The organism is Pseudomonas fluorescens (genome assembly GCF_002022275.1).
GTDB classification, from domain to species: Bacteria; Pseudomonadota; Gammaproteobacteria; order Pseudomonadales; family Pseudomonadaceae; genus Aquipseudomonas; species Aquipseudomonas fluorescens_AJ.
On the sequence record NZ_MSDF01000014.1, the window covers coordinates 515,009 to 530,952 of the forward strand.

The following is a 15,944-nucleotide window of genomic DNA, read 5'->3' on the forward strand; positions in this document are numbered from 1 at the left end:
CATGACCGAGAATACCGCCCGCGAAGGCTCCCAGATCCTGGGCGCCACCGAAGAAGCCAGCGAGTTCGCCAACCTGCTGCTGCAAGAGTTCAAGCCCAAGACCGAGCGTGCCCGCGAAGCCGTGGAAACCGCCGTGCGCACCTTGGCCGAACAAGCCTTGGCGCAAACCGACCTGGTCTCGAATGACGCGATCAAGTCGATCGAATCGATCATCGCCGCCATCGACGCCAAGCTGACCGCCCAGGTCAACCAGATCATCCATCACCAGGATTTCCAGCAACTGGAAAGCGCCTGGCGTGGCCTGCACTACCTGGTCAACAACACCGAAAGCGATGAGCAGCTGAAGATTCGCGTGCTCAACATCTCCAAGCCGGAACTGCACAAGACCCTGAAGAAATTCAAGGGCACGGCGTGGGACCAGAGCCCGATCTTCAAGAAGATGTACGAAGAAGAATACGGCCAGTTCGGCGGCGAACCGTATGGTTGCCTGGTGGGCGACTACTACTTCGACCAGTCGCCACCGGATGTGGAACTGCTGGGCGAGCTGTCGAAAGTCTGCGCCGCCATGCACTCCCCCTTCATCGCTGCGGCCTCGCCGACCGTGATGGGCATGGGCTCGTGGCAGGAACTGTCGAACCCGCGCGACCTGACCAAGATCTTCACCACCCCGGAATACGCCGGCTGGCGCTCGCTGCGTGAATCGGAAGACTCGCGCTACATCGGCCTGACCATGCCGCGCTTCCTGGCGCGCCTGCCGTATGGCGCCAAGACCGACCCGGTGGAAGCCTTCGCTTTCGAAGAAAACACCGACGGCGCCGACAGCTCCAAGTACACCTGGGCCAACGCCGCGTACGCGATGGCGGTGAACATCAACCGTTCGTTCAAGCACTACGGCTGGTGCTCGCGCATCCGTGGGATCGAGTCCGGTGGTGAAGTGGAAAATCTGCCGGCGCACACGTTCCCTACCGATGACGGTGGTGTGGACATGAAGTGCCCAACCGAAATCGCCATCAGCGACCGCCGTGAAGCGGAGCTGGCGAAGAACGGTTTCATGCCACTGCTGCACAAGAAAAACACCGACTTCGCCGCGTTCATCGGCGCCCAATCGTTGCAGAAACCGGCCGAATACGACGACCCGGACGCCACCGCCAACGCCAACCTGGCCGCGCGTTTGCCGTACCTGTTCGCCACTTGCCGTTTCGCCCATTACTTGAAGTGCATCGTGCGCGACAAGATCGGCTCCTTCAAAGAGAAGGACGAGATGCAGCGCTGGTTGCAGGACTGGATCCTCAACTACGTCGATGGCGACCCGGCCCACTCCACCGAAACCACCAAGGCCCAGCATCCATTGGCTGCTGCCGAAGTGATCGTGGAAGAAGTCGAAGGCAACCCGGGTTACTACAACTCGAAGTTCTACCTGCGCCCGCACTACCAGCTTGAAGGGCTGACCGTGTCGTTGCGCCTGGTATCGAAGCTGCCTTCGGCAAAAAGCGCATAAATAACGGTTGAACCGGCTCTTCTGTGGGAGCCGGGCTTGCCCGCGATGCAGGCGCCGAGGTGTATCAGTCACACCTCGGTGATGCTATCGCAGGCAAGCCAGCTCCCACAGAAAAGCACAGCCCCATTGGGCTTAAACAAATATCGTGGCATGGGCCACACAGGGAGAAAACATGGCTGTTGATATTTTCATCAAGATCGGCGACATCAAGGGCGAGTCCATGGACAAGGCCCACAAGGACGAAATCGACGTATTGAACTGGAGCTGGGGCATGGCCCAGTCCGGCAACATGCACGTGGGCGGTGGTGGCGGCGCGGGCAAGGTGAATATCCAGGACCTGTCGCTGACCAAGTACGTCGACAAGGCGTCGCCCAACCTGATGATGCACTGCGCCAGCGGCAAGCACATCGACAAGGTCAAGCTGACCGTGCGCAAGGCCGGTGGCGAAAGCCAGGTCGAGTACATGATCATCAACCTGGAAGAAGTGCTGGTCACGTCCCTGAGCACCGGCGGTTCGGGTACCGATGACCGCCTGACCGAGAACGTCACCCTGAACTTCGCCCAAGTGATGGTCGACTACCAGCCGCAGAAAGCCGACGGCACCAAAGACGGCGGCGCGATCAAGTTTGGTTGGAACATCCGCTCCAACACCAAACGCTGATAGCCCTGGTGGCCGTGGCTTTGCGCCACGGCCACAGCCACTTTGTTCTTCTCGCAACCCGTCCGTGGAGCTGCTTTGGTGGTAACTGAAATCGCTTCCCGCGACCGTCTGCAACCGTCCCTGCTGGACCGGCTGACCGACGACGACCCGACCAACCCCAAGGAAAGCGCCGACAAACGCGTGCTGTCTCTGACCCAATTGAAAGCCTCGGTGCTGCGCGACCTGGCGTGGCTGCTCAACACCACATCGTTGCTCGATGCCGATGCCACCTTGCACACCCCGGCCGGTACTTCAGTGGTCAATTACGGCCTGCCGGCGCTGGCGGGCAACAGTGTTTCCAGCGTCGATATCAAAGCGCTGGAAGCCCTGATTTACCAGGCCATCGCCACCTTTGAGCCACGCATTCTGCGCCACACCCTGCGCGTCAAAGCCCGCGTCGGCCATGGCGAAATGAACCACAACGCGCTGAGTTTCGAGATCGAAGGCGACCTGTGGGCGCAGCCGGTGCCGTTACGCCTGCTGCTGCAAACCGACCTGGACCTGGAGTCCGGCCATGTCCGCGTGGTGAATGCCGACCAGCGGAGGCGCCCATGAACCCGCGCCTGCTGGAGCTGTACAACCAGGAACTGCACCATGTGCGCGAAAGCGCCGCCGAGTTCGCCAAGGAATACCCGAAGATCGCCAGTCGGCTGACCCTGTCCGGCATGGACTGCGCCGACCCGTACGTCGAACGCTTGCTCGAAGGTTTTGCCTACCTCACCGCCCGCGTGCAGCTCAAGCTCGACGCCGAGTACCCGACCTTCACCCATAACCTGCTGGAAATCGCCTACCCGCACTACCTGGCGCCGACGCCGTCGATGACCGTGGTGCAGTTGCAGACCGACCCGGATGAAGGCTCGCTGGCCAGCGGTTTTCCGCTGCCGCGCGACACCGTATTGCGCGCCGCCCTGGGCCGTGAAACCCAGACCTGCTGCGAATACCGCACCGCGCACCCGGTAACGTTGTGGCCATTGCAGGTCAGCAATGCCGAGTACTTCGGCAACCCCGCCGCCGTGTTGGGCCGCCTGGCTGCGAGCGAGCCAAAGGCCAAAGCCGGTTTGCGCCTGACCTTGCGCACCGGCGCCGAACTGCCGTTCAACAGCCTCGACCTGGACAATCTGCCGCTGTACCTCAGCGGCGCCGATGAACAACCATTTCGCCTTTACGAACAACTGCTCGGCAATGCCTGCGCGGTGTTTGCGCGCAAGCCCGGTGGCGATTGGGTGGAACGTCTGCCGCCAGACGCGTTGCGCTCACGAGGTTTTGACGATGCCGACGCGGCCATGCCCGTGGTGGCGCGCGCGTTCCAGGGCTATCGGCTGCTGCAGGAATACTTCGCCCTGCCCCATCGCTTTCTGTTCGTCGAATTCGCCGAGCTGAGCCGAGCGGTCAAACGCTGCGATGGCCAGGAGCTGGAGTTGATCGTGCTGTTCGACCGTCACGAGCCAAGCCTGGAAGGCAGCGTCGGCGCGGCGCAGTTCATGCCGTTCTGCACGCCGGCAATCAACCTGTTCCCCAAGCGTGTGGACCGTATTCACTTGTCCGACCGGGTCAACGAGCACCATGTGATTGCCGACCGCACCCGGCCCATGGATTTCGAGATTCACTCGCTAAGCGGCCTCACCGGCCACGGCACCGGGCCGGAGCAACCGTTCCTGCCGTTTTATGCCGTGCGTGACCCGTCGCGCTATGGTCGCGATCAAGCCTATTACACCGTACGCCGCGAACCCCGCGTGTTGTCCAGCGACCAGCGTCGTAACGGCCCGCGCTCGACGTATGTGGGCAGCGAAACCTTCGTGAGCCTGGTGGACAGTCGGCAAGCCCCTTATGGCCACGACCTGCGCCAGCTCGGCGTGATTGCGCTGTGCACCAACCGCGACCTGCCGCTGTTTATGAGCGTGGGCAACGGCAAGACTGATTTCACGCTGGCCGACAGCGCCCCGGTGTTGTCGGTGCGCTGCGTCGCAGGCCCAAGCCGCCCGCGCGCCAGCCATGCCCACGACGCAAAAGCCTGGCGCCTGATCAGCCAGTTGTCGCTCAACTATTTGTCGCTGAGTGAACAGGGCCAGGGCGCCGGCGCCTTGCGCGAACTGCTGCGCTTGTATGGCGACAGCAACGACGCCGCGCTGCAATTGCAGATCGAAGGCCTGCGTGAAGTCAGCAGCAAAGCGGTGACCCGACGTTTGCCGATGCCCGGTCCGATCGTGTTTGGCCGTGGCCTGGAAATCACTTTGGAATTTGATGAAAACGCGTTTCGCGGCACCGGCGTATTCCTGCTCGGTGCGGTGCTGGAACGCTTCCTGGCACGTTACGTGTCGATCAACAGTTTTACCGAGACGGTGATCCGTACCACCGAACGCGGCGAGATCATGCGATGGAAAGCCAAGCCCGGGCGTCGTCCGACCCTGTGAACACACTGGATGCGATGCATCAGGAGCCCTGGGAATACGATTTCTTCCAGGCGCTGCGGCGTATCGAGTGCGAATCGCCACAGCTGCCGCGCCTGGGCCATTCCCTGCGTTTAACGGACGACCCGCTGCGTCTCGGTCAGCAGGCCGATTGCACCTTTGCCCCCGCCACCCTGGCATCGGTCGACCCCGGCGGTGACGGAAAACCCGCACGGCTGGAGCAATTCTTCTTCGGCCTCGGTGGCCCCAACGGCCCGTTGCCGCTGCACATCACTGAATACGTGCGCGAGCGTCAGCGCAACAACGCCGACAGCACCAGCAAACAGTTCCTGGACGTGTTCCACCACCGCCTGCTCAGCCTGTTTTATCGGGCATGGGCCGAGGCGCGGCCGACGGTCAGCCACGACCGGCCGGACGATGACTACTGGTCTGCACGCCTCGCCGCGCTCAGTGGCCGGGGTATGCCGAGCTTGCTCAATCAGGGGCTGATTCCCGACACGGCGAAGCTGCATTACAGCGGCCACTTGTCGGCGCAAACCCGCTACCCGGATGGTTTAAAAGCAATCCTCGGCGAGTACTTCGGCCTGCCGGTAGAGATCGAAGAATACGTCGGCCAATGGCTGGAATTGCCCGAGCGCAGCCGCGTGAGTGTGAGCGCGAACAGGCTGGGCGTGGACTTTTGCCTGGGCAGCCATGTGTGGGACCGCCAGCATAAATTCCGCATCCGTCTGGGGCCGCTCAAGCTGGATGACTACATGGGCATGCTCCCTGGCAGCCAGCCGTTCAACGAGCTGGTGGCGTGGGTCGCCGAGTACCTGGGCCATGAACTGGACTGGGACTTGAACCTGATTCTGCAACAACCCGAAGTACCGGCGCTGCAACTCAACGGCAGCTTCCGCCTGGGCTTCAACACCTGGCTCGGCAAGCCCGAACAGGACGCCAACGACCTAATCCTGGCCCGGCACTATGCCGATCAGGCCACCACCTCAAGGAATCCAGAGCATGGGTGAAATCAGTCGCGCCGCACTGTTCGGCAAACTCAACAGCGTGGCCTACAAGGCCATCGAAGCCGCCACCGTGTTCTGCAAACTGCGCGGTAACCCGTATGTGGAACTGGCCCACTGGTTTCACCAGTTGCTGCAATTGCAGGACTCGGACCTGCACCGCATCATCCGCCAGTTCAACGTCGAGCCGGCACGCCTGGCCCGTGACCTGACCGAAGCGCTGGACCGCCTGCCACGGGGCTCGACGTCGATCACCGACTTGTCCTCCCATGTGGAAGAAGCCGTGGAGCGCGGCTGGGTGTACGGCAGCCTGATGTTCGGCGAAAGCCAGGTGCGCACCGGCTACCTGGTGCTGGGTATTTTGAAGACGCCAAGCCTGCGCCATGCGCTGCTGAACCTGTCTTCGGAGTTCGACAAAATCAAGCCCGAAGCCTTGAGCGAGCGATTTGACGAGTACGTCGGCGACTCGCCGGAAAACGCCCTTACCGCCAGCGACGGTTTCAACGCCGGCGCCGTGCCGGGTGAAGCCAGCGGTGCGATGGCGCCAAGCGCGATGGGCAAGCAGGAAGCCCTCAAGCGCTTTACCGTGGACCTGACCGAACAGGCCCGCAGCGGCAAGCTCGACCCGATTGTTGGCCGCGATGAGGAGATCCGCCAGTTGGTGGATATCCTGATGCGCCGCCGCCAGAACAATCCGATTCTGACTGGCGAAGCGGGCGTGGGTAAAACCGCTGTCGTCGAAGGTTTTGCCCTGCGCATCGTCGCCGGGGATGTACCGCCTGCGCTGAAAGACGTGGAACTGCGCAGCCTCGACGTGGGCCTGCTGCAAGCCGGCGCGAGCATGAAAGGCGAGTTCGAACAGCGCCTGCGCCAGGTCATCGAAGATGTGCAGGCCTCGCCCAAGCCGATCATTTTGTTTATCGATGAAGCCCATACGTTGGTGGGTGCCGGTGGCGCCGCCGGGACCGGTGATGCCGCCAACCTGCTCAAGCCCGCGCTCGCCCGCGGCACCTTGCGCACCGTGGCCGCCACCACCTGGGCCGAGTACAAGAAACACATCGAAAAAGACCCGGCCCTGACCCGCCGATTCCAGGTGGTGCAAGTCGCCGAGCCCTCGGAAGACAAAGCGCTGCTGATGATGCGCGGTGTGGCCTCGGCCATGGAAAAACACCATCAGGTGCAGATCCTCGACGAAGCCCTGGAAGCCTCGGTAAAACTGTCGCACCGTTACATCCCGGCGCGTCAGTTGCCGGACAAATCCGTGAGCCTGCTGGACACCGCCTGCGCCCGCGTCGCTATCAGCTTGCATGCCGTACCCGCCGAAGTGGACGACAGCCGCCGCCGTATCGAAGCGCTGGAAACCGAGCTGCAAATCATCGCCCGCGAGCATGCCATCGGCATTGCGATTGGTGCGCGCCAGAGCAACAGCGAAGCGCTATTGAGTGCTGAACGTGAGCGTCTCGCCACACTTGAAAGTCGTTGGGCCGAAGAAAAAACACTGGTGGATGAATTGCTCGCCACCCGTGCCACCTTGCGCGAGACAGCCGGTGTTGTGGACAGCGGCAACGATGAATTGCGCGCACAGCTTGTGGACCTGCAACAGCGCCTGACCGCCCTGCAAGGCGAAACCCCGCTGATCCTGCCGACCGTGGATTACCAGGCCGTAGCCTCGGTGGTTGCCGACTGGACCGGCATTCCGGTGGGCCGCATGGCGCGCAACGAACTGGAGACGGTGCTCAACCTCGACCAGCACCTGAAAAAACGCATCATTGGCCAGGACCATGCGCTGCAGATGATCGCCAAGCGCATCCAGACTTCCCGCGCCGGCCTCGACAACCCAAGCAAGCCGATTGGCGTGTTCATGCTGGCCGGCACCTCAGGCGTGGGCAAGACCGAAACTGCACTGGCCCTCGCCGAAGCCATGTACGGCGGCGAGCAGAACGTGATCACCATCAACATGAGCGAGTTCCAGGAAGCTCACACGGTATCGACCCTCAAGGGCGCGCCACCGGGGTATATCGGCTACGGCGAAGGTGGCGTGCTGACCGAAGCGGTGCGGCGCAAACCCTACAGCGTGGTGCTGCTGGACGAGGTGGAAAAAGCCCACCCGGACGTGCATGAAATCTTCTTCCAGGTGTTCGACAAGGGCGTGATGGAAGACGGCGAAGGCCGGGTGATCGACTTCAAGAACACCCTGATTCTGTTAACCACCAACGCGGGTACCGAGCTGATTTCGCGCGTGTGCAAAGACCCGGCGAACGTGCCTGAGCCGGAAGAAATCGCCAAGGCTTTGCGCCAGCCGCTGCTGGAGATCTTCCCGCCGGCCCTGCTCGGCCGCCTGGTGACGATTCCTTACTACCCGCTGAGCGATGAGATGCTCAAGGCGATCACTCGCCTGCAACTCAACCGCATTAAGAAGCGCGTGGAGACTACGCACAAAGTCGCGTTCGACTACGACGACGCGGTGGTTGATCTGATTGTCTCGCGCTGCACCGAAACCGAAAGTGGCGGGCGCATGATCGATACCATCCTCACCAACAGTTTGCTGCCGGACATGAGCCGTGAATTCCTCACGCGCATGCTGGAAGGCAAGGCGCTGGCGGGGGTGCGGATCAGCAGTCGGGATAATGAATTGCACTACGACTTCAGCGACGCCGACTGATCTGACGAAACACGGTCAAAATGTGGGAGCTGGCTTTGTGGGAGCCGGGCTTGCCCGCGATGCAGGCACCTCGGTATGTCAGTGAGACCGAGGTGATGCTATCGCAGGCAAGCCAGCTCCCACACAAGCCAGCTCCCACATTGGATTAGGTTTCTTCAGTGACTACGCAATTTATGGGTTAACCGATGCTATTCAACCAAGCCTCACGCCTGGCCAAAATCACCAGCCCTCTCGGGCCGGATGTACTGTTGCTCAATGAAATGGGCGGCGGCGAGGAGCTGGGCAGGCTGTTTAACTATGAGCTGCAACTGACCTCTCTCGACGCCAACATCGACCTCAACAGATTGCTCGGCAAGCCGATGAGCGTCGGCGTGCAACTGGCAGACGGCGGCGAACGGTATTTCCACGGCCTCGTCGCGCGCTGCAGCCAGAACATCGATCATGGCCAGTTCGCCAGTTACCAGGTCACGCTGCGCCCGTGGTTCTGGCTGCTGAGCCGCACCTCGGACTGCCGGATTTTCCAGAACCTGAGCATTCCGCAGATCATCAAGCAGGTGTTTCGTGACCTTGGGTTTTCCGACTTCGAAGACGCCCTGAGCCGGCCGTACCGCGAGTGGGAATATTGCGTTCAATACCGCGAAACCAGTTTCGATTTCGTCAGTCGCCTGATGGAACAGGAAGGCATCTACTACTTCTTCCGCCACGAACAGGACCGTCATGTGCTGGTGCTGGCCGACGCCTACGGCGCCCACACCACGGTGCCGGGCTACGCGTCGATTCCGTACTACCCCAAGGACGAGCAGCAGCGCGAACGCGACCATATGCACAACTGGCACCTGGCGCAGGAGGTACAGCCGGGGTCGCTTGAGCTCAACGACTACGACTTCCAGCGCCCCAGCGCCCGCATTGATGTGCGCTCGGCCATGCCGCGCCCGCACACCGCCGGCGACTACCCGCTGTACGACTACCCCGGCACCTACGTGCAAAGCGCCGACGGCGAACACTACGCGCGCACCCGCATCGAAGCCCTGCAAACCCTGCATGAACAGATCGAGTTCGCCGGCAATGCACGCGGCTTGGGCTCCGGGCATTTGTTCAGCCTCACCGGCTTCAGCCGCCAGGACCAGAACCGCGAATATTTGATCGTCGGCTGCCGCTATTACATCGTTCAGGAAAGCCTGGAAAGCGGCGGCGGCTCAGGGTCGGCGCAGTTCGAAAGCAGCCTGACCTGCATCGACGCACAGCAAAGCTTCCGCCCCTTGGCCAGCACCCACCGGCCTATCGTCAAAGGCCCGCAAACCGCGCTGGTGGTGGGGCCCAAAGGCGAGGAAATCTGGACCGACCAGTACGGCCGCGTGAAGGTGCACTTTCACTGGGACCGTCACGACCAGTCCAACGAAAACAGCTCGTGCTGGATTCGTGTGTCGCAATCCTGGGCCGGGAAAAACTGGGGCTCGATGCAGATTCCACGCATCGGCCAGGAAGTGATCGTGAGCTTCCTGGAAGGCGACCCGGACCGGCCGATTATCACCGGGCGCGTGTACAACGCCGAGCAGACCGTGCCTTACGACCTGCCGGAAAACGCGACCCAGAGCGGCATGAAAAGCCGATCAAGCAAGGGCGGTACGCCGGCCAACTTCAATGAAATCCGCATGGAGGACAAGAAGGGGCTGGAGCAGCTGTACATCCACGCCGAGCGCAATCAGGACATCGTGGTGGAGGTGGATGAGAGCCATTCGGTGGGGCATGACCGGAACAAGAGTATTGGGCATAACGAGACGGTGACGATTGGGAATAATCGCGTGCGCATCGTCAAGCAGGAAGACATCCTTTCGGTGGGCCTGCGCAAAACCGACAGCATCAGCCAGAGCTACGTTATCGAAGTGGGTGAAAACCTGCGGCTGGTGTGCGGTGAAAGCATTCTGGAGTTGAACGCCAGCGGGCAGATCAACCTCACCGGTGTGAACATCAGCTTCTATGCCAGCGGCGATGCCGAGTTCAACACCAAGGGCGTGTTGCACCTCAATAACGGCGGCGGGCCCGGCGCCACTCCCGATGGCCAAGGCAAAAAATCCAGCATTGATGCCAATATCAAAGCCGCGTTCCCCGCGCCCAAAAGCTCCTGACGAGATCTGCTTCCATGACGTACCGAATCAATGAGTTTCAGTTTCAACTACCGGCCGCTGAGCTGCAGGACGCGACGATCAATATCCTCAAGTTCCCGGAATTGGGGACTTCCCTGATCGTCAGCCGCAGCCTGCTCAACGAGGGTGAAACCCTGCACAGCAACTTCAACGACCAGCTTCAGCGTCTGGAAAAACAGGTGCAGGACTTGCGCTGCCAACCGAGTGCCGATGTGCGTTTGGGCGCGGCTCAAGAGGTGGAAGGCATTGAGTTGCGCAGCCAGTTCAACAAGGGCAATGACAAGGTGTTCCAGTATCAGCTGGCGGTGGTGATTCCGGGCACGCGCAAGATGCTTGCCTTGAGTTATGTAAAGGCAGACAAGCTCGGCGATGACGAGGCGGCGCACTGGGCTTTAATAAAAAACTCGCTGTCATTCGACGCTATTTCTTAATGAGCCATTCGAATGTCTGACGCGCTATGGGCAGCCCGCATGGGCGATGCGCTTTCCCACACCTCGATGATGGCCGACATCCTCGGCGGTGTATTGGAGGTGGCGGCCAATATCGCGATCACGGCCGTGGCGACTGCGGCGGTAGTTGCTGCTACCGGTATTACCGTCGCCACCGGCGGGCTCGGCTGTTTCCTGCTGGGTGCGGTGGTGGGCACAATTGTCGGTCTGCTCATGAGCAAGAGCGGGGCAGACAAAGGCCTGACCAAGATATGCGATGCCTTCAGTAACGCCCTGTTTCCGCCCACGGTGCAGGCGAACATTCTCAGCGGCTCCACCAATACCCTGACCAATAACATGCCTGCCGCCCGTGCGGCCGGGGCAATCAGTTCCCATGTCACACCGGCCGGTACCGAGCTGGAAGAAGCCAAACCTGAGCCGGAACCCAGCTACCTGGACATGGCCGAGGGTTTCTTCTCGCAGATGTGGCGCCCCACCGTAGCAACGCCTGCGCCGGGCGCTGTGCCCAAGCCGCTGGACCTGGTGGTGTGTATGAAGCACCCGCCAATGCCGCCGCAGTTTCTGGCCGAGGGTTCGGAAAAGGTCACGATCAACGGCCAGCCCGCCGTGCGCAGTGGTGATCGCAGTACCTGCGATGCGACGGTGGTGTCGTCGGGGCTGATTTCATCGAACGTGACCATTGGCGGCGGTTCGGTGGTGGTGCGTGAGATTCGCAGCGGCAAGACGCCTGGCGTCGGATTAGCCGTCTCGGCGTTGTTGATGCTCAAGGGCGGCAAGGGCAAATTCTTCAGCAAGCTGCCGTGCATGATTCTCGGCGGGGTGACCTCAATGGCCATCAGCAGCGCGATGGGCGCTGCGGCCAACGCCGCCATGGGTTCGTCGAACCCGGTGCATGCCGCGACGGGCGCGAAGGTGCTGGGCGATACCGAGGAACTGGATTTCGCGCTGCCGGGCATCTTGCCGATCGACTGGCAACGCTTTTACAACAGCCGTGACGAGCGCGCGGGCAGCCTGCTGGGTACCGGCTGGAGCGTGCCCTATGAAGTGTGCGTCGAGATCCAACCACATCCCGAAGGCGGCGACACGCTGGTTTACACCGATGAGCAGGGTCGCCCGATCGACATGGGCTGGATCCCCCTTGGCGGCGCAGTGTTCAGTGCCGGTGAAGGGCTCGCCGTGCGGCGGCACCTCAATGGGCAACTGCTGATTGAGAGCGATGACGGCCTTTACCGTTTGTTTGAACCCACTGCGGCCAACCCGTCACATCTGCGTTTGAGCCAGCTGGGTGATCGTAACGACAACCGTATCCATGTCGACTATGACGATGCCGGGCGCCTTGTGCGGCTGCGCGACACCTTCGATCTGGTGCAGGTTGAGTTGATACGCGATCAGGGTCATTTGACGCGAATCGAACGGCTCTATCCCGATCAACGTCGTGACGTGCTGGTCAGCTACGGCTACGACGCGGCGGGCAATTTGGCTGAAGTACGTGACGCAACGGGTCAGGTGCAGCGGCGTTTTGCATACGACAGCGGTCGCAGAATGGTGGAGCATCAACTGCCCACCGGATTGCGCTGCTTCTATGAATGGTCGCTGGTTGAAGGCCTGGAATGGCGCGTGGTCCGGCACTGGACCGATGAGGGCGACGCTTACCAATTCGACTATGACTTGCAGGCGGGTATCACACGGATTACCGATGGCTTGCAGCGTGTCAGTACCCGGCACTGGAACACTCAGCACCAGATCATTCAGTACAGCGACAACCTCGGCCAGACTTGGCTGTTCGAATGGGACGACGAACGTCAGTTGCTCAGCGCGACTGATCCGCTGGGTGGGCGCTATGAATATAGCTACGATGAGAGCGGTAACCTGATCGGCGAAACCGACCCGCTGGGCCGCAGTGATTCGACCTTGTGGCTGGAACATTGGGCATTGCCGCTGGTGGAAACCGACGCTGCCGACAACAGTTGGCAGTACCGCTACGACCCACGCGGTAATTGCATCGCCGAGACCGATCCGCTGGGCTATATCACCCGCTATCGCTATGACGCCCACGGCCAGCCAGTAGAAATCATCGATGCCACTGGCAAAAGCAAACAACTGCGCTGGAACCCGTTTGGGCAGTTGGTCGAGCATATCGATTGCTCGGGCTACCCGACGCGTTTCAGCTACGACGAGCGCGGTTATTTGCAGGTCATCACTGATGCCTTGGGTGAACGCACGCAGTTCAGCTATGACGCCCAGGGGCGTTTGCTCACCAGCCAATTACCGGATGGGCGCACCGAGCAGTATCAGCGCGACGCCAGCGGACGGTTGGTGGGCTATACCGACCCCGCCGGGCACACCACGCTCTACCAACACAACCGACGCGGCCAGGTACGCCAACGCACCGATGCCCACGGTCGGCAGGTGCAGTTTGGCTACGACAGCTACGGGCGACTGCAAGCGCTGGTCAACGAGAACGGTGAAAGCTATCGGTTCGCATGGGACGCCGGGGATCGGCTGACCGAGCAGCAAGATCTCGACGGCAGCGCCAAGCGCTACGACTACGACCGGCTGGATAACATCACGGTGGTGACTGCCGTTGCAGCGCCTTACGGCGACGGCCTGGCGCTGGTTCCCGAGACACCGCCAGCGCCCATCGTGCACCAACTGGAACGTGATGCCGTCGGCCGGTTGACGGCCAAGACCACTGACGATGGCCGTACCGAGTACCGCTACGACGCGCTGGACCAACTCACCGCCGTCACCTTCACCGACCTGCAAGGCAAAGCGCAGGCCCTGGGCTTTGCCTACGACGCCCTCGGCCAGTTACTCGCCGAACAGAGTGCCGCCGGCAACCTGCAACACCACTACGACGAACTCGGTAACCTGATCCAGACCCAGCTACCAGACGGCCGCTGGCTCAACCGCCTCTACTACGGCAGCGGCCACCTGCACCAGATCAACCTCGACGGCCAGGTCATCAGCGACTTCGAACGCGACCGCCTGCACCGCGAAGTGCTGCGCACCCAAGGCCAGCTCACCACCCGCAGCGAATACGACCGCAGCGGCCGCCTGCGCTCACGCCAACGCCGCCTGAGCAGCCAGCCAACGCTGATGCCCTCAGCGGCGCAAAAGCAGTTTGAATACGACCCCGCCGACAACCTGATCGGCAAACTCGACCAGCAACACGCCGCGCAACATCGCCAACTGCTGCACTACGACGCCACCGGCCGCATCATCGCCAGCCAGGACAGCCTGCACGGCCAGCGCGAAACCTTCGCCTACGACGCCGCTGCCAACTTACTGGATGGCCCGCAAGCGGGCGCCGGGTTGGTGGTGCATAACAAGCTGCTGACCTATCAGGACAAGCGTTATCGTTATGACGCGTTTGGCCGGATGATTGAGAAGCGCAGCGCCAAACGTGGCGTGCAGCGGTTTGCGTATGACGCTGAAAGTCGGTTGGTTGAGGTGCGTGATGAAAGCGGCAGCGTGGTCAGGATGAACTACGACCCGCTGGGGCGGCGCATCGAAAAGACCGAGCATGGCAGCGATGGGTATCCGCTGGGCGAAACCCGGTTCGCGTGGGATGGCCTGCGGTTGTTGCAGGAGCATAAACACAGTCAGACCAGCCTTTACGTCTACCAGGACGACGGCTACGAGCCTTTGGCCCGTGTCGATGGCAGCGGGCCGCTGCAAAAAATTCGCTACTACCATAACGATCTGAATGGGCTGCCGGAACAACTGACCGAGGCCGATGGGCATAGCGTCTGGCAGGCGACTTATCGGGTATGGGGCAACACGCTGGAAGAGGTGCGTGAGCCTTATTACATTGAGGAGCAGAATTTACGGTTTCAGGGACAGTATCTGGACCGGGAGACGGGGCTGCATTTCAATACGTTCAGGTTTTATGATCCGGATGTGGGGCGGTTTACGACGCCGGATCCGATTGGGTTGGCGGGGGGCATCAATCATTACCTGTATGCCGATAACCCCTTTGGCTGGATCGATCCATTAGGGCTGACGTGTGGAGGCAGTGGAAAGGTCCACGGAAACAGCCATGCAAGCAAAAACCCTAATCACGTCTATGTCATCGTTGATTCGAAAACTGGCCGGATGATGAAGCCGGGAATCAGCGGGCGTCCATTAAATAAAAATGGCACATCACCTCGTGCAAACCAACAGCTCAATGTGCTAAACCAGCCCCAAGCAGGGCGCTACAAGGCAGTGATTGTCGAGAAAAACAAGACACGACTTCAAGCTAAAGCTACGGAACAAAAAATTACAGATAAGCACGCGGCAAGAAACAACGGCGACATGCCTTCACCGATTCACAAAAACCCATTACCGCAGGTTGACACAAGAGATGGCTACCTTAAATTATACGGCATGCCTGATAATCGTTAGTTTTTTGAAGTGAACACTGCCATGAATTTAAACCTGCTTGTTCTGCAAGAAAGTGATGCATCCGCTCTCACCGAGGGTGTTCGTATACGTCAGTTGAGCCATCACATTACTCAAATATTCATGACCTTGCTGCCCAAGATCGAGATAAACGGAAGTAATAAAATCGTTGTTTCGCTAGGTCCTCGTGGCGAAGAAGATTTATTCAATAACGTTTTGGGCGTAACAAACATCTTTGTAGAAACCTTCGACTTCAAAAATTTTCTCACTCTGGATCGATTAAATCAGGACACACAATTGCTGGAGGAGTTACGCCAAGCGCTCGTTGCAATCGCAAAAAAAACAGAAGGCAGCTCCGCGATTGTAGACGTTATCAATTCGACTTCCGAGGCTGTATTGAGAGCGAATTTTGAGCTAGAAACACCAATTAAAAAACTCTCAAAGAGCAGTAAAAACAAAAAACATAAAATAAATGTTTACAGGGCACTCAATGCCGCTGTGGGTGAAGCTTGGTATTGTGAAGAACAAAGTGAGGTAAAGAATAAAATCTGGATGCATGAACTACCGGGATTTATTGATAGAAGCGAATTATTCAAAGTCGCAGAAATTAACGAAACGAGCTATCAAATTAAAAACCGCATGGGGAAAGTGGTTTTTGAATTTCCTCTTTGACAAATGGCAGTGTTATCCAAT

The 15,944-nt window shown here is 60.1% G+C and carries 10 protein-coding genes; all 10 read left to right on the plus strand.

Annotated elements, in window-relative coordinates:
- The first annotated feature begins 1 nt into the window (after nt 1).
- The 10 genes from tssC (at nt 2) to BFW87_RS10695 (ending at nt 15,923) form a co-directional block, all read left to right on the plus strand.
- Nucleotides 2-1,498 carry a type VI secretion system contractile sheath large subunit gene (gene tssC, locus BFW87_RS10650; RefSeq protein ID WP_078739798.1) on the plus strand — a complete coding sequence of 499 codons (1,497 nt, stop codon included), beginning with the start codon at nt 2-4 and terminating at the stop codon, nt 1,496-1,498.
- Between the two features lie 172 nt (nt 1,499-1,670).
- A complete protein-coding gene (locus BFW87_RS10655; RefSeq protein WP_078739799.1) occupies nt 1,671-2,159 on the plus strand; it encodes an Hcp family type VI secretion system effector in 489 nt (162 codons plus the stop codon).
- Nucleotides 2,160-2,237: 78 nt separating this feature from the next.
- On the plus strand, nt 2,238-2,753 hold the full coding sequence (gene tssE, locus BFW87_RS10660; RefSeq protein WP_005792513.1) for a type VI secretion system baseplate subunit TssE: 516 nt from the start codon (nt 2,238-2,240) through the stop codon (nt 2,751-2,753).
- Nucleotides 2,750-4,609 carry a type VI secretion system baseplate subunit TssF gene (gene tssF, locus BFW87_RS10665; RefSeq protein ID WP_078739800.1) on the plus strand — a complete coding sequence of 620 codons (1,860 nt, stop codon included), beginning with the start codon at nt 2,750-2,752 and terminating at the stop codon, nt 4,607-4,609. Before tssE ends, tssF begins: the two co-directional genes overlap by 4 nt.
- Entirely contained in the window at nt 4,573-5,616 is a 1,044-nt protein-coding gene (tssG, locus tag BFW87_RS10670; protein WP_078739801.1) for a type VI secretion system baseplate subunit TssG, read from the plus strand. Before tssF ends, tssG begins: the two co-directional genes overlap by 37 nt.
- Nucleotides 5,609-8,272, plus strand: a complete 2,664-nt coding sequence (tssH, locus tag BFW87_RS10675) for a type VI secretion system ATPase TssH (RefSeq protein ID WP_078739802.1) — start codon at nt 5,609-5,611, stop codon at nt 8,270-8,272. Before tssG ends, tssH begins: the two co-directional genes overlap by 8 nt.
- A 185-nt stretch (nt 8,273-8,457) precedes the next feature.
- Complete coding sequence (locus tag BFW87_RS10680) at nt 8,458-10,398, plus strand: type VI secretion system Vgr family protein (protein ID WP_078739803.1); 1,941 nt, start codon at nt 8,458-8,460, stop codon at nt 10,396-10,398.
- 14 nt (nt 10,399-10,412) lie between these two features.
- Nucleotides 10,413-10,847 (plus strand): DcrB-related protein, encoded by a 435-nt coding sequence (locus BFW87_RS10685; RefSeq protein WP_078739804.1) that lies wholly within the window; start codon nt 10,413-10,415, stop codon nt 10,845-10,847.
- A 12-nt stretch (nt 10,848-10,859) separates the two neighbouring features.
- A complete protein-coding gene (locus tag BFW87_RS10690; protein ID WP_176159727.1) occupies nt 10,860-15,254 on the plus strand; it encodes an RHS repeat-associated core domain-containing protein in 4,395 nt (1,464 codons plus the stop codon).
- Between the two features lie 21 nt (nt 15,255-15,275).
- Nucleotides 15,276-15,923 carry a hypothetical protein gene (locus tag BFW87_RS10695; protein WP_254865866.1) on the plus strand — a complete coding sequence of 216 codons (648 nt, stop codon included), beginning with the start codon at nt 15,276-15,278 and terminating at the stop codon, nt 15,921-15,923.
- Nucleotides 15,924-15,944 lie beyond the last annotated feature (21 nt).

What these genes read in the sequence shown, in the direction of transcription:
- tssG (WP_078739801.1), top strand. Translation starts at nt 4,573, where the DNA reads ATGGAAAGCCAAGCCCGGGCGTCGTCCGACCCTGTGAACACACTGGAT.
- tssH (WP_078739802.1), top strand. Translation starts at nt 5,609, where the DNA reads ATGGGTGAAATCAGTCGCGCCGCACTGTTCGGCAAACTCAACAGCGTG.
- tssF (WP_078739800.1), top strand. Translation starts at nt 2,750, where the DNA reads ATGAACCCGCGCCTGCTGGAGCTGTACAACCAGGAACTGCACCATGTG.
- BFW87_RS10680 (WP_078739803.1), top strand. Translation starts at nt 8,458, where the DNA reads ATGCTATTCAACCAAGCCTCACGCCTGGCCAAAATCACCAGCCCTCTC.
- BFW87_RS10685 (WP_078739804.1), top strand. Translation starts at nt 10,413, where the DNA reads ATGACGTACCGAATCAATGAGTTTCAGTTTCAACTACCGGCCGCTGAG.
- BFW87_RS10695 (WP_254865866.1), top strand. Translation starts at nt 15,276, where the DNA reads ATGAATTTAAACCTGCTTGTTCTGCAAGAAAGTGATGCATCCGCTCTC.
- BFW87_RS10690 (WP_176159727.1), top strand. Translation starts at nt 10,860, where the DNA reads ATGTCTGACGCGCTATGGGCAGCCCGCATGGGCGATGCGCTTTCCCAC.
- BFW87_RS10655 (WP_078739799.1), top strand. Translation starts at nt 1,671, where the DNA reads ATGGCTGTTGATATTTTCATCAAGATCGGCGACATCAAGGGCGAGTCC.
- tssC (WP_078739798.1), top strand. Translation starts at nt 2, where the DNA reads ATGACCGAGAATACCGCCCGCGAAGGCTCCCAGATCCTGGGCGCCACC.